Source organism: Parahaemophilus parainfluenzae (assembly GCF_001053575.1).
GTDB classification, from domain to species: Bacteria; Pseudomonadota; Gammaproteobacteria; order Enterobacterales; family Pasteurellaceae; genus Haemophilus_D; species Haemophilus_D parainfluenzae_S.
This window is the reverse complement of sequence record NZ_JVSL01000001.1, coordinates 16,196-33,912: the sequence shown is the minus strand read 5'-3', so window position 1 is coordinate 33,912 and position 17,717 is coordinate 16,196. Positions and strand designations below refer to the sequence as shown.

Here is a 17,717-nt window from a genome sequence, read left to right as displayed (position 1 = left end):
TCCTGGATCCAATCAATACTGTATAAATACACGCCACGAGGCTTACAACAAGAGTAAGGTCGCCAAAGCGCCCATGCAAAATCTTGCTGTATTGAATTTTTATCTGAATAGGCATCAAAAGCACTGCCGTCCGGAAAGATAGCACACATGTTTTCTGTTTTAGGGTAGAGCATTTGCCACTTGTGAGTTTTGATTTTGCCTTCTTCTACTGGCGGCGGTGGCCACCAACCGTTTTGCGGTTGTGCTTGAGACGCTGCTGGCATGTAGATATGAGGTTGTCCTTGACGTGATATGATGTCTGCCGCGCGCTGTACGGCAACGGCGGCTGCTTTATATGGATGAATTTGTGTAACGCTTCCTGCTCGAGGGTAGATATTTCCCCATGTATCTCCATTTTTTCCCATTTCCCGCATACCCGGTGTAATTGCTTCCGGGTAAAACATTTCTGGTATACCAAAACGCCACCCCATCACATCCATACCGCTTAAAAAGTGCGGTTGAAATGCATAACTTTGGCTACGGCAGTAGTAGCCAGTGTTACCTAAAAATTGAGATATGGCACCTTGTGGATGTCCGATAACATCTACATTTTTGAATACCATTTGAGAATATTGTTGGGTCGCTGGTTTGTCTTGATAAGAACCACCTTTAATTCCATTGCCTAAACCGCTGACTTCAGACCAGGGATTCTGTCCTTCGTGGTTGTATCCGGAGACAACCTGTTCCGGTAAAAAGTGACGCACTTTTGTAGATGTCCGGATTTTGCAACCAAAGTTTGTACAAAATAGCCAGTAACAAATACCAACTACTTTGTAATCTGCACATTGTGGTGACGCACTGGAAGCCATGATTTGTGCAGTTGAAATGACAGCATGGCTATGTAAAACGGTCATGGCAATTAGTGTGCTTAGTGTACAACTGAGGAGTTTGCTACATTTTTTCATTGGTATTTCCCTTGTAAAAATAAGGCAACCGCTTGCTCTATATCCGTCACCCCGTACACAACCTGACCAACTCCAGCGGTGTGGTAAAAGACAATTGCCGGCACTTTCTTGACACCGAGATAAAAGGCTTGGCTTAATCCCGTATATGCTTGTTTTAGCTGATTTTCATATTGTTTAAATTCAGGCGAACGAATAAGTGCATGTGCTTGTTGTTCAGCTTGCTGTGGATTACTGCTGAGCTGGAATGTTGACGACTGTTCTAGGTTATCTACGGAATCAATGTAGTACAACGTAACCGGATATGATTGCATGCCGGTTATTGGGTAATGTTGTGTAGTGAAAACGAGGAGTTGCATATCTTGTGGTAGCGATTGAATGGCATAAATACCACAAGACAGGCTTAACAATAAGGTTGTGATAAGTGTTCTAATCACATTTTTTCTCCGTATGGTTTACAAACGATGGGAGCTTTACATTAAGAAAGTTTGATTGAAATGAGGAGAGAAAATTGTTTTTTAAAATCTGTGAAAAAACAGATTGTGTTTGATCTTTAATTTTTACTTGCTAGAATGCTAGCAAGATAGCTTCTTTTATAAAGTAGAGTGAATGTATGGCGATACAATCAACAGAAGTCAAACAGTTAAATATTAGATTGGATGAGGATGTTTTTTATTATCTGAAAGAAACTGCAGCACAAAATCGAAAATCGATGCAGTCTTTTATTAAGGATTTGATTTTAGAAAACTTTGCCAGACGAAATGGTATTGAAAATGTGACTCCGGAAGAGCTTGCATTAATTGAGCAACATAAACTTTATATGCAAAATCGACCGCACTTAAAACAAGATTTATCAGAATCTCAATTATCTGATATTGCCCAAAAAGTCAGGGGAGAATGAGCTGATGTATTGGAATATACTGAAAATGACTAACTAGTTCCCTAGCTTATCTTTGCACTATTGAGTCAATTTTGAGAGAAAAAGCGGTTGAAGGGTTAGAATATTGGTATTAATCTAAAATTAGAGTAATAAAAAAGGAGGGTTGCTATGAACAAAGAGCAATTCGGATACAAATTAGGTAGTTTATACTTAAAACTGCCCGTACTTGCTAAACAGAAAGCAGCACAATATAATCTTCCGGTACCATTAGTTTATGTACTTGCGTACACTCCAGTAGCAGTGTTGGCGTTATTTTCTATCATGTTGTTTGCTGCTATTACAGCAATCTTAATTGTGCTTATATTTTTAGCTTGCTTAGTCAATCAAGAAAGAGATGAATTTAGTAATTACGATGAGGGAGGCAATAATGAAGAGGTTGAACATATTGCTTATAGCCATGAAGATAAAACATTAAATAATGAGTATGAAATCTATTATGATTAAATTTAAAATACCGAGGTAATTACCTCGGTATTTTACTAAAACTATACCACCTTGTTTCCGAGTTTATCTCCAACTTTTCCGCCCGCTCCTTTTACATCTCGGCTTCCTGTACTAGATATATTTGTTAATGCTGCCCCAGCACTTATACCAGCCCATCCCATGGCGCCCATCCATAATGTTGGTAAAATAATAAACATGGTTCCCATGACAAAATTTACCAATATGTCATCTGAGGTATTTTGCAGTCCAGCCAAATTCCAATAGGAGTGGGTGTCAGAACCGTATAAGGCCTCAAGTAACCAACTATCTATCCAACGAGCCAATTCCCACCAGAATGAAAGCGCATATGTACCTAGTAAAACAAAAGTTAATGTCATCAGTACTCTTAGGTCATAGCTACTCATTACCGTCACTATTGGTAAACAGATGATAATTGCCATAATAGTGAATGCCTGAACCATTGGTAGAGATTGTCGTATGGCATCAAATGCTGGGAATGCGCCAAGTGAGGTGACAGCACTTCCTGCTATAGCAGTTACTCGAGCTGCCGCATTCATCATTGAAAAATCAACACTACCACCATAACCACTGTAAACTCGCCCAGAGGATACTTCAATATTTTCCGGACGTACGACCGAACGAATTACTGCATCTTCATATTCATTTTTCGATTGAAATATTCCTGCAATTTGAGTCATGAGTTTCTGGTCAACTTGTTGTAATAGTCGGTTACGGAGCCCTACGTCAGTATCTGACCACCATTGTTTACAATTCGGATAACCGCCGGTGCCGTTATTTGGTAATCCGGCATCACGCGCCGGGTCATATGCCCATAGCTTGCGTGGTGATTGTGCCCGGAAACTATCATAAAGTCCTGGTGTATTGACCATTAGTTTGGAGCCAATCCAATCTAAATCGCGTGACTGTACTTCATCTAAATGGAGTTGCTGACGGCGGATTTTGGCTCTTGATGGTGCGTAGCATTCTTCAACAAAGTCTAACACTTCCTGACGTAACACCGGATTATGAATACGGGTATGTTGCACATCAAAGCGGATTTGGCGTAAATCCGCTTTACACGGGATTGACGCGATCGCACCATGAACCAAACCTTTAGATACAGTATGGATAAGTCCCCACCACAAAGGCATTTCTGCGGTGCGTCCATCAAGTTCGGTGCTAATAGTGGCCAACGGTGTTTCACTCGGTTTCACGATCGTATGCCCGCATTCTTTAGCTCGCTCTACGTCAAATTGTAGGGTGTTCAGACTCATACCAAACACCGGAATGCAGGTAAATACAAGAACCAAAATTGCAACATAGACCTTTTGTTCCAGCCAGGTAAAGAATAATTCACCTTTATTGCCTTCATCGGCGCCTTGTTCACGGGCTTTTAAGAAAAAGCTAATGACGTATCCCAAAAAAGGCAGAAAAACCAAACCGGTTTGTGTAATGAGCTCCCACATGGCATTACTTAAAATCCAACCCAGTAATGTCGTGAAGTACTCAAAATAAGAATCTACCGTAAAATTAACCATCTTATTTTATCCTATCCTCGTAATAGTTGCGTAATATTGGAGAGCTCAACGACTATGGCCAACATAACTAGGAGACGAACCAATTTAAGAAAAACGCTTTTGGATAGTCGTTTGCGCAAATTAAAGAGAATCCCAATAAATGTGGCATAAAGTATTAATCTCCAGAGAAGCAAATTAAACCAGTTGTGGCGAATTGCCTCTTGCATGCCGGTTAATTGAGGGAAAAATTGCATGCCGACCGCTGCAATACCTAGAATTAATGCAAGCGCCAACACAATTTTCAGCACAAATCCTACCGCACTTTTGAGCTTTGATTTTGCATGACCTGTTGTTTTATTTTCATCCATCTTACTTACTCTTTGATAATATTATTGTTTTTCAACCTCATTAACGGGGTTATCCACATTTTTTGTGTATAACTCATCATTTTGGGGCTGAGAAAATAGATCCTGTTGTAAATACTCACGTAAGTAGTAGGCATCTACCGAATCGAATACATCCATATAAAGACGATAGGATTGTTTCGCTTTTTTAAAATCCGGCCAATTCAGATACCCGGCAATGGATACGGTCAGATTGAACAGACTTTTTTCCCCTTTTACCTGGATGACAAGGTAGCATTCCCCGGCAATACGATAAGGATGTGCCAAAAAATCAAGGGGGCGTCCGATACAACGTCGAATATACTCCAGGAGCTTTTGATAGTATTTTTGATACAGTGGATTGAGTTTCAGGGCGTTCTTGACTAAATTCTTGTCCATCGCTTCCAGTAATCCGATATCAAATAAGGCATCTGTTGTCATGCGGCAATCCCCCTAGTTTCGTCAATACGTTGTGCAACTAAAATGGCAGCATCCAGTTCGCTAATACCTTTCTCCCGCATAAGCACCATCCGTTCCGCCTTTTCCTCCGGCTCGGTCATTGCCAGAGCAAGGTATAAGCTCGGCGGCACTACACGAAATAGCGCTTCTAATCGGTCTGAAAGCACGACTCCTTCGGTGTACTTACGATCTTCTTTTTTGGCTGAGCGAATCAGGCGTTTTTGGTCATCATTGAGTTTTTTAAACTTCTCAATGTTAGCCATTTCATTTTCATCAACCCCGGTCAGCAAAATCCACCATTCAAGCATGCCCAGCAATTTAGCGGCATCTTTCGGGAAGTCCTTCATGTTTTGGGTAGCCAGCCAGAGCCAAATCCCCAATTTACGCCACATCTTCGACCCTTTAGTTAAAAATGCGGCCAACATTGGGTTGACGGTGATAATGTGGGCTTCATCGGTAATATTAATAATCGGGCGACCGGAATGTTGATATTTTTCACCCAGCGCATTGATATGGTTGATTAACGAAATATAGGCGATGGACAGCTGCGCCTCATACCCTTCTTTGGCAAGGGTAGCTAAGTCCACTAAGGTAATGTCGGCATCCGGCCAAGGCGTGCCTTCGCGGTTAAACAGCTCATCTTCAAAGGAGCCTTGCACACAAAATAACCCTAATGCGTCACCTAATTCGTATGCCCGCTCACGTTTTTTCTTCGGCAGACTTTCATCCCTGCTGAGGGTATAAAATGCGTCTCGTACATCTTGAGTTAAGGTTTGACGACCTTCGGCATATGTCGCTTTAGCCGCCAAAAGAATAGCCTCACGAATGGTTGCTTTATCCTGGCGGGTCAGTTTTTCGTCTTCTTTTACCTCACCGCCGGTGATCATCAAGCGGGCGGTAATTTCCAATTCACCCAGAATATCCCGCTGATCATCCCCCTCATCGGTATCCGAGATATCTTCAATTTTTTCTTCCTCTTCAACGGCTTCTTCCGTTAATCGTTGGTTAATGTTTTTCTCATCAATAAGACGTTGTGCATCTGAGAACAAGGGTAAGGAAATCCCACTACCAGGTTTTAACGATACTTTATTGACCGTCAGCCCGTAACGCTCGGCATAGTCCGTCAGCAGACCAAATGAGTTCCCGGCTTCAACGATAAACAAGCGCGGTTTATACAACGCCATAATTTGAGCAATATTACCGTTAAGTGTAGCCGACTTACCGGCTCCGGTCGGGCCTAATATCAAACCGTGACCATTTTTGGTTCGGTCTTTCTTACTGAACGGGTCAAAATCCAACGGTGCGCCGCCCCGATTAAAATAGGTGAGACCGGGATGACGGGTGCCAATCTTACGTCCGAAAATCGGCAGTAAGTTGGTAATGTGCTGAACAAAATTAAATTTAGTGTATAAATGTTGGCGTGCGTCATCCTGCGGATTGAAGTTCATTGGGAGCCAACGCAGATAACTGTTTAAATGTGCAATTTCCATCCCCTCGGCAACCGGCACAAGTCCGGAGGTTGTCAAGGTGGAGCGTAGTCTGCGGGATTTTCGCTCTAAGTCGCGCACATTATCACCCCGCACATAAAAGGCGAGGCTGGAGTGATACATTTTGTGTTTTTGAGCAAGATACTCCTGCACTTTGACACAGTCAGAACGGGTGCTTTTGGATTCAATATTATCGCCAATCGCTTTTTTGGAGAGCTGAATAAGATGATTCTCAAGCAAGTCCTGTGGTGTGGCGATAAGCGTCATTACCATCATGGTATGTTCCGGCAACAAATCAAACAGGGCATTCATTTTGTTGTCTCCACGTGGCAACTCCCCGGTTAATAAACCGGTTGGGGGAGCTTTTCTTAAGTGATCGACAACAATCACATCATGCGGTTTGCCGTCAAAATGCCAATATCCTTTTTCAATTTTAGGCGGTGTAACTAAGAGTGTTTCGGCAAAATCCTGCCATAACATCAAGTCTTCTTCGGTTTCGCCATGTTTTTCCGGGTAAGCACAAGCGGTATAAAATTTTTCTGCTGTTTCCAACATCGTCGGTGCCGGGTTGAACCAGCGTAAGAGCCAGTCATGTACTTGATATCCGCTTTGGCGGTAGCACTGTAATCCGGCACCTGCGAGCGCATTGGTGAGCTTTTCACAGGTAATATTGAGGGATTCCAGCGGTTCGATATCTTCTTTTGATTTTTCAGGTATATAGCGATATACAACCATGCGCACCCGACGCTGCTGACCTTTCCAGGGCGTATTGGTGACCATCTCATCGACAAATAAACCGCCGGGTTTGGAAACATTTTGTAAATGTGTCTCCATCAATTCCAGCCAGTTTTCGGTGAATTGAGAGCCCTTGGCACGTGGGTGTACATAGCGACGCAGTACATCACTATAAGTTTTCGCCATTGGGTCATCTTGGCAATAAAACTGCACGACCCAAGGAGAAATATCTAATTCATCAAAACTGTCTTGTAGCGCGTCTTTAGCCACATTACGCAAATTGCGTAAATAATCTGCACTGCGTCCTTCTGTACCTAATGGAATAACTTCATAGACGGCACCAACACTGCGTCCGTCTTCTAAAAGTAGCGCTTTATCGTCATCCAAGAACTCAACCCATGGTAATCTGTCAGGGAAAGACGGACCGGTCGCATAAGTTGCCGCATGCTCGGCTTTCGTATAAGTACCGGTTCGTTTCACAAAACGAATCTCGGATGCATTTTCCGATTCCGTTTCATCGAGGTGATTGACTGGCACAGGCGCGCTTCCCGTTTTCTTAAAGAAATTCAAGTTGAACATAGCCCCTCCCGGTTAATAAGGGCGGGTACGTTCGCCCGGTTGGGCATATTGAGTACGACCATAAAACGGGATGACGGTGGAGTAGCCCGGAATCGGTACTTGTTCCGCACTATCTGACAAGTGCGGGAAGACGTACATGACCAGGTCCGGATTAGGAAGTCTTGGAAACAGGCTTTGTGCTTCATTTTCAGCTGTGCGGGTGTAACTCGCATTTTCTTTAAATGAAACACCTTTAGGCGGGTCAATACTTCGATTGACCGTATGACGGGATTGCGAAAGGGTTGCCTGACCGCTATTCTTGTTCCACAAATCCAACATAGTTTGATCAGACGACGGCAATAAATCCTCTTGTGATGTAGCACAAGCGGTTAATAGAAATGAACTGAATACGAGAGTAACTAATTTGAATTTCATCTTTGCTATCCTTCTGTTTAATCCATGCCACGTTGTCCGACAGGTGAAAAATATTTCACCTTACGACCGGTAGGATCGTAATCAATATTAATGGATTTCGTTAAATGTACGGCGACTTGGTGACCCGGTGGTACATATACCGCGTCAAAGGTTTGCCCGTAACGTTGGCGAAACCATTCGGTGGTTTCACTTAACCCGCCGCCAAGGGCTTGTCCGAGAATAAATTTACCTTGATTGCCGGTGACCGCTCCGATAACCGAGCCTCCGTCAACGACAGTCGTCGTTTGCCCCTGGGATAGTCCTTGAGCGGCAGCTGCACCGCCGGAAAGGAGGAATTGTCCGGCAAGAAATTGCGCGGCATTGGTTTTACGCTCACCGGGAACGCAGGGGATACCATGCGGATCGGAAATCCAGCCGATACCGTCTGAGTTTGACGAATTATTAGAAGATGAGTCCCCGGTATTACCGCCTCCTGAGTTTTTGGAGTTGGATACGGTACGGGTACGTCCGTCACTGAAGACGAATGTCATACTATTTACTGTGCCCCGGACACAGGATAGCGTCCAGTCACCGGAAGCCAGCCCGGAAATAACCGCACCCTCAACGTCCGGCAAATCAATCCCGTTTGCAGTCAAATTTTCACGCCCGATTAAGATTTTAAAGGGGTAAGCGTCGGTTACCTGTCCGTTTAACGGAATACGTCCGATAAGTGCGGTCATTGCAACAGAACCGATAAGCGTGGAGTTTTCCGGTAAGGTGTACACCGGAATTGCCGGATTTTTCTTTTCCGTCACACCTGTCATCGACTGTTTATTAACAAAATCACTATGCGCCTTACCGACAAAGGATTCATCCAATTTTGAGAAGACCTTGGCAAAACTAAATCCTTCGCCTTGTTGTCCCTCGGCAACCGGTTTGCCATCTTTATCTACCGCCTGCATATCATCCGGTAGCACCCAGATAGTTTGCTCCGATAAGCTATTTTGTCCGCCGCCAATCGGCAGGTTTTCGCCCGTAGTCGCATTGCCGGTTTGTGCGCCTTGTGTGCCATTACCTGCACCAGTAAAATCCGGTTGTTTTGATTCCAGTTGAGCCAGTTTTTCTTCATACCGTGAAGTCAGATTGGAAAATTCGTTTTCAAACTGGTTCATCATTTCATCACGTTGCTTTGCAAGCGCTTCATTAATTCGTTCATCTACGGAATCGTTGTGTAGCCGTAGTTTTTTATTTTCACGCAGAACATCTTCAATGCGTTGATTGGCCGTCTGTACGGTTCGCTTTGTATCTTTGGTTTCTCCTAGGAGGGTTTTTACCGTATCTTCTGCGGTATCGCCCTGAATATTTAACTCCCGTAATTCTTCTGGGGTAACGTTATTTACCACATAGGCATTTGGATCAACCGGTTTAACGGTTTCCTCCGACGAGGATTTGAACCCCTTGATACCCAGTAATACGGCAACCGCAATCACGGAAGGTACCAAAATTTTGAGCATGCCATTTGATTTTAATTTCATTGCATTCCTCCGGATTGGGTTTCGGCATTTACCAGTACGTTACGTGTGGTGGTTTTTACAATTTTTTTCACCACCTTATGTTTCGGTTTGTAAGCTCGACCGGCAGGGACAATCGCGTTATCTGCAGAGCCTTCCGTAATGAGATATAAGGTTGTGGTGTCGGTTGATGCGCCTTTCCCGCCGATCCACTCATGTTGGAATGTGGCCGCATAAAAACGTCCTTGTAATTCGCGTGGATCAAGCATTAAGCGCTCAGTACTTTGATTGGTGATTTTGATGGCCGTGACTACATAGCCACCCAATGCCCAAGCTTCAATCGGCGAGCTGTGTACCGGAAGACCGGGCAGTAATGTCGGCAAGGTTTTCGGTAGGCGGGTAGAGACCGACTGTACACCCTGTAATGGCTCTACAGTGCGCAATGGCGCATAAAGCGATTGGGCGGCATAACGGGTTAAGGCCGCCGGTATTGGTAATGCCGGTTGTGTCGTGTTTGGAAGTTCGGCAGAGCCGACGCTTTCATCATAGCGGGATGAGGTGCCTTGATTGCTTTCAACCGGTTTATCGTAAACAAGACGAATCGGTTCGCGGCTTTTTTGGTCGGTGGTTTTGATGTCCAGTAGAATGTTTTCGCCGGTGGTTATATCTTTTAGTTTAATTCGCGTGGTTTCAAATGGTGCCGTGGCTTTTAAATATACGGTACCGTCACTATTTTGTAATCTGAGTTTCCCTTGTAAAGAAGCCGGATAACCGACCTTGACGTTTTTATCAACGAAAATTAGACGCTCTTGTTCGACTTCCAAGCCAACTTGTAACGGTATGCGCTCCCATTTCATTAACACATCGGCGGAGGCGGTAGTGAATGATAAAAGTCCAACAGATAAGAGAGTATAGTGTGAGAGTTTCATCTTATTTCTTTTCCTCAACAGGTGCTGCTTCTAGGCGTTTTGGTGTATCGGCATAGCAATCTAATGCTAATCCCCATGGATTTTGCTCTGCGTCAATGTCATAACGTACGATATGGAGAGGGAAACGCACTAAACTGCGTTTTACCTGGTCACCTTCACCGTAATATTCATCTACGGCCAAATCGAGATTCACAATCCAGCTGTCACGACTCAAGACTTCAACCCGCTTACTGTTGAAACCGCGTCCCGGTATTTCATATACCCCTCGGACACGCCCGTTCAGTTCGCCATGCATATCTCTATCCTTATAGTCTTGTTGGAGATAGCTCTGACAACTTGGTGTCAGGTAAGGTGATAACGCCGGGATATTGCGTCGGTAATCTTCTCGCCCATTAGTTGGCCAGCGATTAAGTTGTTGGAAAATATAGAATCCAAAACTGTACACCGTACTTGGCGGAACCTCCCACCACGGGCGGGAACTGCCTGCCTGCAATTGGGGAGGAATGTGCACCGTTAAATGTCTGGGGGCATTCATCCAACCGATGATTGCAGCGAGCGCCAACACCCCCACTCCGTAGAGGAGTCGTGTTAAGCGTTTAATTGAGTTTTCTTTCTCAATTAACATATTTTTATAATTACTCACTTAGATGTTCTCCTATTTGCTTGTCGTCTTATTGACCAAAACCAAGCGGTAACGTCTTTAGGATTAATGAAATAAGGATTAGAGAACCATTTTGATTTAGTCCACTCCAAATAGCGCGGTAACCAGGTATCCGGTTTGCCGCGTTTGCGTTTGGCAATGGCTTTACCGCCAAATAAAATGGTGAGCAGAGGTAAAATCAACATGAAAGTGGGGATTAAGACCCATTCACTAAAAAGTATGGCTGTCAGGATTCCGAATCCACACCCTATTAAGGTACCGATACCTGCTAAGGTGAATATCTCGGTGTTTGTCATTCCTCGATAAATAACCGGTTGGCGATTTAAACGGTTTGGCAGAAAATCAATATCTTCCCCACTCATATGTCACCTCTTATTAAATTAGAGAATATCGGCTGCTTTTGAGGCTAACCAGATAACAATGACAATTAGGACGATACCGACCAGAACCTGTAAAACAAATTCACCCCATGTTTTTTTAGAGTTAGGCGAGGTAACATCGTTATAGGTTGATACTGCTCGGGAGGCAACAACATAAAGCGCACCGGCTGCAAGCAATAAACCAAAAAGAATAATACCGTCATAGATATAGTTCTTGATGGTGTCCATATATCCGTTCCCCTTTCCTCGGGTTGGATCTTCCAGTTTTGGTAGGTCGGCTAATGCCGGCGCACCGACAAGTGAAATCAATAACCCTAAAGCGGCCTGTTGAGCACGCTGATATAAGGCAGATGCCTTTTGTAGCAATTTCATAAAATTTTTCCTCTGTTGTTTGGTTGTTAAACGTAATTGCCGCTTCGAATCAAAAACAAAACAATGATGAATAAAACAATGAAACGAATGACATATTTGCCGAAATCTATCGTATTCATTTTTTCATCAGTAAATCCTTTGTAATTGCTCATAAACATCCAAGCACCGGCGAGTAAGAAACCCGCAATGGTTATCCCTCCGATAAGGATGCCTAATTGTCCGGGCGTAAACCCTGCTACAATTTCAAAAGATTTTGTAGGATCACTCATTAACGCCCCCGATTACGCTCATAGTCACCGGAGAGACCTTTGAGTTGTTTTGGATTGCGAGGTTGTGCTCGTTCGGAGTTAATGTAGTTATTAATTCCGTTACGTACTTTATTGATGTCTGCCCGAGCAGAAGGGTAATCAAAGTAAAAACGATGTTTAACATCCGTTCTCGCTTGATTTTGGGCGCGGGTGAGCGCCTGTTCTGCTGCATTAAGCTGACGCATGGCTTGAGCAAGTTCCGATTGCTCGGAGGCGATTGCCGTAGATAAACCACATAACGCGATAACCAAAGCATTCATTGGGTAAAAAATGCTTTTAATCATGCTCTTTTCTCCTTCTCATTGATTGTTTTGATTCGGGGTAAAGAGTGACAAATCCTGTGATTTAATTGAATGATTTATTGTTTTTGTAAATTAAACAAAAAAATAAAGCGACAATAATGTCGCTTTGATAGATGAGATTGATAGTTACAGGTATTTTTTGAAACTACCCGAGACGATTGAAATGGCCAAACCGAAAAGACCAGCTGCCGGCAGTAATATCCAGTTGGGATGGAGCGAAAAGGGGATGGATAAATAAATTGCCCAGGCAATAAACATAATCGGTAATACCGTGCGTTTGGCGTTATGGTAAATGAAACTGGATTCATAACCGCGTCCAAAACGACGTAAGTCACGACGAACAAGACCATCGGTTAATCCGACTAGTGCGGATAACATAAACAGAGGTAAGGTGAAGACGATGATCATCACACGAATACAAAACGTCAGTGTCACATACATAATTGATTCCAAATATGCCCGTGCGTAATGGCCGAAGATGCCACCGTCTGCTTGTGACAGCCAGGCACTGATGCCGGTTTTAATAAATAGCCAATTATTCACTTCAGAGAGTGTCAGTTGAGCCAATTGTACCGGAGAACTATGTAACAGGCTTTCGGTGAAATGACTTTCAAACCATCCCATTTCGGCCATCATCATTTCCTGACTGTGTCGGTATCCTTGTTCCGGCCAAAACCAGGTAATCCCAATCCATTCGAAAACAATACTGAGAAGCAGTGAAGCGAGCAGAATACCGATAATTTTCCCTATAAAAGAAAGTATTTTTCCAATTATCCCGGGCTCTTTTGCCGGGCGTTTATTTTCCGGTTGGTTAGCCATCAGTGAAACTCCGAGATTGCAAGGGTTCTTACCACACACTGTAGGAGGGCGACATCTTGTTCCCGATCACTGAATTGATACCAGTAATTTCTGAACTGTAACTCTTGTGGTAGGACGCTGTTATCTTCTGTCTCAAAAGCACGTTCAAAATGAATTTGGTGATCGTGTAACCTATTCATCAAATGAGAAAGCGGTTGCCCGGTTTCGACATATCGGGCGATGAATGTTTTGGCTTGTTTGAATAATTCGGAACCTAATTCTTTAGGCAGTGATACGCCAACAACTTCAATAATATCGACTGCACTTTTTTGTCTATTGCATTTCATGTATTAATCCTCATTCATATTCAACATTTGACTCAATGCATTCGTATCGTTTGAAATATCTTCATTGGATTCCGCGCGCAGTAAAGCGGATTCCCCACTCGTATCATCCATCTCAAGCCAGCGTAGCTGTTCAAAGGCACTCACTGTATCCGGTTTTAGGATGACCCTGTCGTTGTTCCACCAAGTGGATTCGCTGGTATGGTAATTTTGCGCCATATGATCGGCAATTTGTTGGATAGATTTCGGTACGGTTTCATTTTTTGCGGTTTTCGGCAGTGGCATTCTGATTTTCCATAATTTTCCGCCTTCCAGTAGAGCAAATGCCTGACCTTTAGGCAATTGAATGACATTAGAGGTGTCTAACATCGGCGCTTCTTTGTTGGTTACCCGGTCACCCGTACTGGATTTGAAGTCTTCGTGACTGGTTGGGTCGCTGGAGTCGGTGACACTGGATAACACCATGCTTTCCGTCACTGATACTTTAGGTAGTTGTTCGGTCAATAATGCAGCGGTTTCTTTTTCGCGGACCCGTAGCATAATGAGGGTATTAAAGTTCCCCACAACCTGACGGGCTTTAGCGCGGTTACCGATTCGCGCTTCAATATCGGCAACCGTCTGTGTATAAGCGGTGACCTGAATACCGGCGCCACCGCCTTTATTGATAAGCGGGATGAATTCATCGCCCATCAATTCGTTAAATTCGTCACAATGCAGATTGATTTTGACCTTATCGGATTTACCGACAACTTCTCCCGGCAAACCAGAATTTAAGCCGTGCTTATAGATGTGACCGGCCATAGAAACGAGATCGGCAAACATCGAATTTCCGACCGCACTGGCGACAACCGTATCGGATAGGGCATCTAATCCGATATAAACAATACCACGTTTGCGGATCACTTCTTCCCAGCTGAATATCGGTCGGTCATCATTCAAATCGTTATAATTCGGTGCTAGGAGTTCGGCAATTTTCCCGGTAGTGAGTTTTTCCAATAACGGCAAAAGTGAAGCGACGATTTTATCAAAATAGGTTTTGTCATATTTCACCGCGCTGTACAGCCCGCCCAAAATCGGATCATAAATCTTATTATTTAATGTAAGGTATTTATCAATTGCCACGACACGAGGGTCGCGTCCAACTAAATTACGCGGGGTGTTTTTATCATTCACCTTGGCTGCCTGTTGGGAAATAATCTGCCAGATTTCCGGGTTTTGTTGATTAAAAAAGTGTGTAGCATAATCAATGAATAACTCATCAATATTTTGTACATAGCGGGCAATAGAAGGGTAATCCGGACGCTTGCCTAGCTCAACTTGCGCTCTGGCAATAATATTGACAAAACGCCAGGCGAATTCTTTAAATGCTGCCGAATTCCCTTCACTGCTGAGTTGACCGGAAATACGGGAGGCGACTTCTGAGACTCGTCCAAAGCGGCCGACGGCATTATAGCGAGCGGAAATTTCCGGGTGACCAAGATGAAAAACGTAAAACTCATTTTCTCGTCCCGCGCGAACCGCCTCCAGGTACATTCTAATTAAAAGGTCAGAGTCACCTTTGGGGTCAAAACAGATGACGACTTCCCGGTTATCTCGATTTCCCTTTCCATTACAGTAACGCAAAATATCCTGTGTGATCAGTACTTCGGCCAGTCGGGTTTTACCAACGCGCGTAGTGCCAACCACCAAAGTGTGGCCCACGCGATCTGCTAATGGCATGGTCACATCTTCTTCGTCTAATTCTACACCATGGATCAGTGAGCTACCGCCGACCGGCGGGAGCGGACGAACCGGATTGAAACGGGAATGGGAGGAAAGTAATCTGGTCAACCAAGGAAGCGTATGCTCAAAGCGTTTTTCCATTGCCCGAGCACGCTGATACCAATACGGGGGTTTGACATATTCGGCAACTTCCGGACTCATGCAGTTATGGAGACGCTGGGTATGTTTTTGTTCCCAAGCAAATCCCTTGCCGAGAAACAGGTTCCGTTGACTCACCGGAATTTGTGCACTGGTGAGCGCATAATCCGGCAAACGTAAGATATTACGACGAAAGCGAATAATCCGGTAACCTTGTTTAAATCGACGATAACCAAACACCATAAAGCAAGCGGCAGCACCATGACCGATGGTCGGATTTAATGCGACAGCCCAGGGAGAAAATTCACAAATTGAGGCAGCACATAAAGAGACAAGGGCGCTATTAAACTCCACAGCGGGTCTTAATAGCGTTTCGACAACATATTTATCACTCATTGATGAAGCCCTCGGGAGTCAATCAGAACAGGGTAGTGTGTTAAATGTAGCCGTTGGGCTAAATCATCAGCGGAAACCGGCATTAAAGGTAACGGACCAGCAATTTCACGCAGACGATTAAGAGCGTCCTGGTGGCTGACATGCACAACCATACCGGTTGCCTGCATTTGCAGTAATTTATCCCGATTGGCTACAAGCCACTGTTGAGATAACGTATCTTCGCCAAGCAGAAAAATGGGTAACATTCCAGGCAACTCAAACTGCCGAGGTTCAACGGTTCCCGGTGTCATGAAATGCGATACGATAGGTAATAAATCCGCCTCGTTGAGTTCGGACGGAATACCGGGGGCAGGAGAGGTTTCATCGATAATCGGTTGTATCGGCTCATAAAAACGTACCGCACTTTCGCCACCTAAATCCGCAATTACTTGCAGTTCTGCATGTATCGGTAAACTGACTAAGCTCACCAATCCGACAAGACTAATAATGGTTTTATTCATGATAATACTCCTGGATACTACTTTAATTTTTATTCAATCCAAACCATTTGCTGTTCTCTCGGCTCAATCCAGATAAAATTATCATTATCTTTTGGAGCAAGCCACTTAAGGTTCCTATCATTGGATTGTTCCGGAACAACGAAATTGGCAATCAGCTTATTTTGCGTATAGTTGTCTTTTTGGTATGTAATAAAGTCACTGACTGACATCCATTTTTTCATACCGTTACGTCGCATATTTTTGATATCTTCAGCAGTGGATTTACCTAATGTTGCCCGATAAAACCCATCCAGCCCGATATTGTGGGCCATATAAAGATTTTCATCGGTCGGCTGAATGCCGCGTAGCGCAAATTGCTCTATATGCCAACGAGCATAAAGTGCAGTTGCAAGAGTATTTACTTTATTATTCCGACGGGGGTCGAATGAGGTATTTTTATTACCTGATGTGATGGGAGTCATGCCGATTTTAACACCTTCGACAGTATTAGCCAGCCAATTCCACGTACCTACGGTAAACTGACCAATACCGGTTGCTCCAGTATGAGAAATATTGCCATACCAGCCATCCTCAATTTTAACAAGACCTCTTAACATAGCCTCGCTTACTTGATACCGTTTTGCGGAATCTTTAATATAGCTGTCAATTTCAGCACCGAATCCACTAAATGCCTGACTGTGTGAAAAAACACACAACAGCATAATGGCGCTGAGGAAATGGGTTAGTATGCGAGTGCCTGCCATTGACCATCTCCTTGAACTTGAAAAACAGCGGGCATTTTCCCGTTGGCGTAATTCAGCCAAAGTCCATTGTCATGGTTTAAAGTGATTTGACGATTTCGAACTTTATTCACATCGATATGATGCTTAACCGCCCAATCTTGGATTTTATTATTATTGCCTTCGCTATCAATGAGGTAAATATCAACCTCACGATTAGCAGTCAGTAATTTGCTTAAAGTCGTTTCACATTTTTGGCAATCGCTCAAACGAGTGAAAAAGAGCAGGCGGCCTGATGTATCATTCAGGTTATTTGTAGTAGCTGAGGGTTCAGTGCGAACCGGCATAATATTCGGATACAGCTCTTTGAAAGCGGCATCATAGGCTAGTTGAAAGCGGAGTTCTTTTTCTACCCGCTCAAACTCCTTACGTGCCAAAAGACGGGCATATTTCATACGTTCGGTATCACTTGAAGCTTCAATACCGAGAGTCGTTAACGGATCTAAATTAGGTGACCAAATTCCCCGGCTGCCTTCTTTCATAATTTTCTGATAGCGTGACCATTCTTCTTCAGATAATCCCCATTCCCCAGCTGCCTGTTTACTTTGTTGTTCAGAGCTATTGAGAAACTGGGAAATGGCATTTTTAGCCTCTTCTGTCAAAGAAGTTTTATTTTCAGTATTTTCTGCCCAAACAGAAGTTGCTCCAATAATGGCAACAATGAATGTGAATATTTTTTGATAACGCATGTTGTGTTCC

The 17,717-nt window shown here is 43.8% G+C and carries 22 protein-coding genes; 2 read left to right on the top strand and 20 right to left on the bottom strand.

Annotated features, from left to right (window positions below):
• On the bottom strand, window positions 1-944 hold a 944-nt coding region (locus tag AC979_RS00195), incomplete at its 3' end, for a TIGR03756 family integrating conjugative element protein (RefSeq protein WP_049372381.1).
• Entirely contained in the window at window positions 941-1,378 is a 438-nt protein-coding gene (locus tag AC979_RS00190) for a TIGR03757 family integrating conjugative element protein (protein ID WP_049372380.1), read from the bottom strand. The genes AC979_RS00195 and AC979_RS00190, both read right to left, overlap by 4 nt.
• A 176-nt stretch (window positions 1,379-1,554) precedes the next feature.
• On the opposite strand from AC979_RS00190, the gene AC979_RS00185 reads away from it, so the two are divergent.
• Window positions 1,555-1,842, top strand: a complete 288-nt coding sequence (locus tag AC979_RS00185; protein ID WP_049372379.1) for a hypothetical protein — start codon at window positions 1,555-1,557, stop codon at window positions 1,840-1,842.
• 147 nt (window positions 1,843-1,989) lie between these two features.
• Window positions 1,990-2,325 carry a hypothetical protein gene (locus AC979_RS00180; protein ID WP_049372378.1) on the top strand — a complete coding sequence of 112 codons (336 nt, stop codon included), beginning with the start codon at window positions 1,990-1,992 and terminating at the stop codon, window positions 2,323-2,325.
• Window positions 2,326-2,366: 41 nt separating this feature from the next.
• Here the strand turns inward: AC979_RS00180 and AC979_RS00175 are convergent, their stop codons facing one another.
• The 18 genes from AC979_RS00175 to AC979_RS00090 form a co-directional block, all read right to left on the bottom strand.
• A complete protein-coding gene (locus tag AC979_RS00175; RefSeq protein ID WP_049372377.1) occupies window positions 2,367-3,863 on the bottom strand; it encodes a conjugal transfer protein TraG N-terminal domain-containing protein in 1,497 nt (498 codons plus the stop codon).
• Between the two features lie 11 nt (window positions 3,864-3,874).
• A complete protein-coding gene (locus AC979_RS00170) occupies window positions 3,875-4,210 on the bottom strand; it encodes a hypothetical protein (protein WP_049372376.1) in 336 nt (111 codons plus the stop codon).
• 21 nt (window positions 4,211-4,231) lie between these two features.
• Window positions 4,232-4,666, bottom strand: a complete 435-nt coding sequence (locus AC979_RS00165; RefSeq protein ID WP_049372375.1) for a hypothetical protein — start codon at window positions 4,664-4,666, stop codon at window positions 4,232-4,234.
• Entirely contained in the window at window positions 4,663-7,485 is a 2,823-nt protein-coding gene (locus tag AC979_RS00160; protein WP_049372374.1) for a conjugative transfer ATPase, read from the bottom strand. Before AC979_RS00160 ends, AC979_RS00165 begins: the two co-directional genes overlap by 4 nt.
• 12 nt (window positions 7,486-7,497) lie before the next feature.
• Window positions 7,498-7,899, bottom strand: a complete 402-nt coding sequence (locus AC979_RS00155) for a TIGR03751 family conjugal transfer lipoprotein (RefSeq protein ID WP_049372373.1) — start codon at window positions 7,897-7,899, stop codon at window positions 7,498-7,500.
• Window positions 7,900-7,916: 17 nt separating this feature from the next.
• Window positions 7,917-9,413 (bottom strand): TIGR03752 family integrating conjugative element protein, encoded by a 1,497-nt coding sequence (locus tag AC979_RS00150; protein WP_049372372.1) that lies wholly within the window; start codon window positions 9,411-9,413, stop codon window positions 7,917-7,919.
• Complete coding sequence (locus AC979_RS00145) at window positions 9,410-10,318, bottom strand: TIGR03749 family integrating conjugative element protein (RefSeq protein WP_049372371.1); 909 nt, start codon at window positions 10,316-10,318, stop codon at window positions 9,410-9,412. Before AC979_RS00145 ends, AC979_RS00150 begins: the two co-directional genes overlap by 4 nt.
• Before the next feature lies 1 nt (window position 10,319).
• Complete coding sequence (locus tag AC979_RS00140) at window positions 10,320-10,943, bottom strand: PFL_4703 family integrating conjugative element protein (RefSeq protein ID WP_049372385.1); 624 nt, start codon at window positions 10,941-10,943, stop codon at window positions 10,320-10,322.
• Between the two features lie 14 nt (window positions 10,944-10,957).
• The gene (locus AC979_RS00135) at window positions 10,958-11,341 is read right to left on the bottom strand and encodes a TIGR03750 family conjugal transfer protein (RefSeq protein WP_049372370.1); all 384 of its coding nucleotides are present in this window, start codon (window positions 11,339-11,341) and stop codon (window positions 10,958-10,960) included.
• Window positions 11,342-11,359: 18 nt separating this feature from the next.
• Window positions 11,360-11,731 carry a TIGR03745 family integrating conjugative element membrane protein gene (locus AC979_RS00130; protein WP_053085709.1) on the bottom strand — a complete coding sequence of 124 codons (372 nt, stop codon included), beginning with the start codon at window positions 11,729-11,731 and terminating at the stop codon, window positions 11,360-11,362.
• A gap of 26 nt (window positions 11,732-11,757) precedes the next feature.
• Window positions 11,758-12,000, bottom strand: coding sequence for a TIGR03758 family integrating conjugative element protein (locus AC979_RS00125; RefSeq protein WP_049372369.1), 243 nt, complete (start codon window positions 11,998-12,000; stop codon window positions 11,758-11,760).
• Window positions 12,000-12,323, bottom strand: a complete 324-nt coding sequence (locus AC979_RS00120) for an RAQPRD family integrative conjugative element protein (RefSeq protein ID WP_049372368.1) — start codon at window positions 12,321-12,323, stop codon at window positions 12,000-12,002. The genes AC979_RS00125 and AC979_RS00120 overlap by 1 nt, the downstream gene beginning before the upstream one ends.
• A gap of 144 nt (window positions 12,324-12,467) precedes the next feature.
• Window positions 12,468-13,160, bottom strand: coding sequence for a TIGR03747 family integrating conjugative element membrane protein (locus tag AC979_RS00115; RefSeq protein ID WP_049372367.1), 693 nt, complete (start codon window positions 13,158-13,160; stop codon window positions 12,468-12,470).
• Window positions 13,160-13,486 (bottom strand): hypothetical protein, encoded by a 327-nt coding sequence (locus AC979_RS00110; RefSeq protein WP_049372366.1) that lies wholly within the window; start codon window positions 13,484-13,486, stop codon window positions 13,160-13,162. Before AC979_RS00110 ends, AC979_RS00115 begins: the two co-directional genes overlap by 1 nt.
• A gap of 3 nt (window positions 13,487-13,489) precedes the next feature.
• Entirely contained in the window at window positions 13,490-15,739 is a 2,250-nt protein-coding gene (traD, locus tag AC979_RS00105; protein ID WP_049372365.1) for a type IV conjugative transfer system coupling protein TraD, read from the bottom strand.
• Complete coding sequence (locus tag AC979_RS00100; RefSeq protein WP_049372364.1) at window positions 15,736-16,239, bottom strand: integrating conjugative element protein; 504 nt, start codon at window positions 16,237-16,239, stop codon at window positions 15,736-15,738. The genes traD and AC979_RS00100 overlap by 4 nt, the downstream gene beginning before the upstream one ends.
• Window positions 16,240-16,268: 29 nt before the next feature.
• The gene (locus AC979_RS00095) at window positions 16,269-16,982 is read right to left on the bottom strand and encodes a hypothetical protein (protein WP_049372363.1); all 714 of its coding nucleotides are present in this window, start codon (window positions 16,980-16,982) and stop codon (window positions 16,269-16,271) included.
• Window positions 16,961-17,707 (bottom strand): TIGR03759 family integrating conjugative element protein, encoded by a 747-nt coding sequence (locus AC979_RS00090; protein ID WP_049372362.1) that lies wholly within the window; start codon window positions 17,705-17,707, stop codon window positions 16,961-16,963. Before AC979_RS00090 ends, AC979_RS00095 begins: the two co-directional genes overlap by 22 nt.
• Window positions 17,708-17,717: the final 10 nt, after the last annotated feature.

Excerpts from the sequence above, each read along its gene's own strand:
- AC979_RS00145 (WP_049372371.1), bottom strand. The coding sequence starts at position 10,318 with ATGAAACTCTCACACTATACTCTCTTATCTGTTGGACTTTTATCATTC.
- AC979_RS00140 (WP_049372385.1), bottom strand. The coding sequence starts at position 10,943 with ATGTTAATTGAGAAAGAAAACTCAATTAAACGCTTAACACGACTCCTC.
- AC979_RS00135 (WP_049372370.1), bottom strand. The coding sequence starts at position 11,341 with ATGAGTGGGGAAGATATTGATTTTCTGCCAAACCGTTTAAATCGCCAA.
- traD (WP_049372365.1), bottom strand. The coding sequence starts at position 15,739 with ATGAGTGATAAATATGTTGTCGAAACGCTATTAAGACCCGCTGTGGAG.
- AC979_RS00110 (WP_049372366.1), bottom strand. The coding sequence starts at position 13,486 with ATGAAATGCAATAGACAAAAAAGTGCAGTCGATATTATTGAAGTTGTT.
- AC979_RS00160 (WP_049372374.1), bottom strand. The coding sequence starts at position 7,485 with ATGTTCAACTTGAATTTCTTTAAGAAAACGGGAAGCGCGCCTGTGCCA.
- AC979_RS00180 (WP_049372378.1), top strand. The coding sequence starts at position 1,990 with ATGAACAAAGAGCAATTCGGATACAAATTAGGTAGTTTATACTTAAAA.
- AC979_RS00130 (WP_053085709.1), bottom strand. The coding sequence starts at position 11,731 with ATGAAATTGCTACAAAAGGCATCTGCCTTATATCAGCGTGCTCAACAG.
- AC979_RS00185 (WP_049372379.1), top strand. The coding sequence starts at position 1,555 with ATGGCGATACAATCAACAGAAGTCAAACAGTTAAATATTAGATTGGAT.
- AC979_RS00165 (WP_049372375.1), bottom strand. The coding sequence starts at position 4,666 with ATGACAACAGATGCCTTATTTGATATCGGATTACTGGAAGCGATGGAC.
- AC979_RS00125 (WP_049372369.1), bottom strand. The coding sequence starts at position 12,000 with ATGAGTGATCCTACAAAATCTTTTGAAATTGTAGCAGGGTTTACGCCC.
- AC979_RS00155 (WP_049372373.1), bottom strand. The coding sequence starts at position 7,899 with ATGAAATTCAAATTAGTTACTCTCGTATTCAGTTCATTTCTATTAACC.
- AC979_RS00095 (WP_049372363.1), bottom strand. The coding sequence starts at position 16,982 with ATGGCAGGCACTCGCATACTAACCCATTTCCTCAGCGCCATTATGCTG.
- AC979_RS00115 (WP_049372367.1), bottom strand. The coding sequence starts at position 13,160 with ATGGCTAACCAACCGGAAAATAAACGCCCGGCAAAAGAGCCCGGGATA.
- AC979_RS00100 (WP_049372364.1), bottom strand. The coding sequence starts at position 16,239 with ATGAATAAAACCATTATTAGTCTTGTCGGATTGGTGAGCTTAGTCAGT.
- AC979_RS00150 (WP_049372372.1), bottom strand. The coding sequence starts at position 9,413 with ATGAAATTAAAATCAAATGGCATGCTCAAAATTTTGGTACCTTCCGTG.
- AC979_RS00120 (WP_049372368.1), bottom strand. The coding sequence starts at position 12,323 with ATGATTAAAAGCATTTTTTACCCAATGAATGCTTTGGTTATCGCGTTA.
- AC979_RS00090 (WP_049372362.1), bottom strand. The coding sequence starts at position 17,707 with ATGCGTTATCAAAAAATATTCACATTCATTGTTGCCATTATTGGAGCA.
- AC979_RS00170 (WP_049372376.1), bottom strand. The coding sequence starts at position 4,210 with ATGGATGAAAATAAAACAACAGGTCATGCAAAATCAAAGCTCAAAAGT.
- AC979_RS00175 (WP_049372377.1), bottom strand. The coding sequence starts at position 3,863 with ATGGTTAATTTTACGGTAGATTCTTATTTTGAGTACTTCACGACATTA.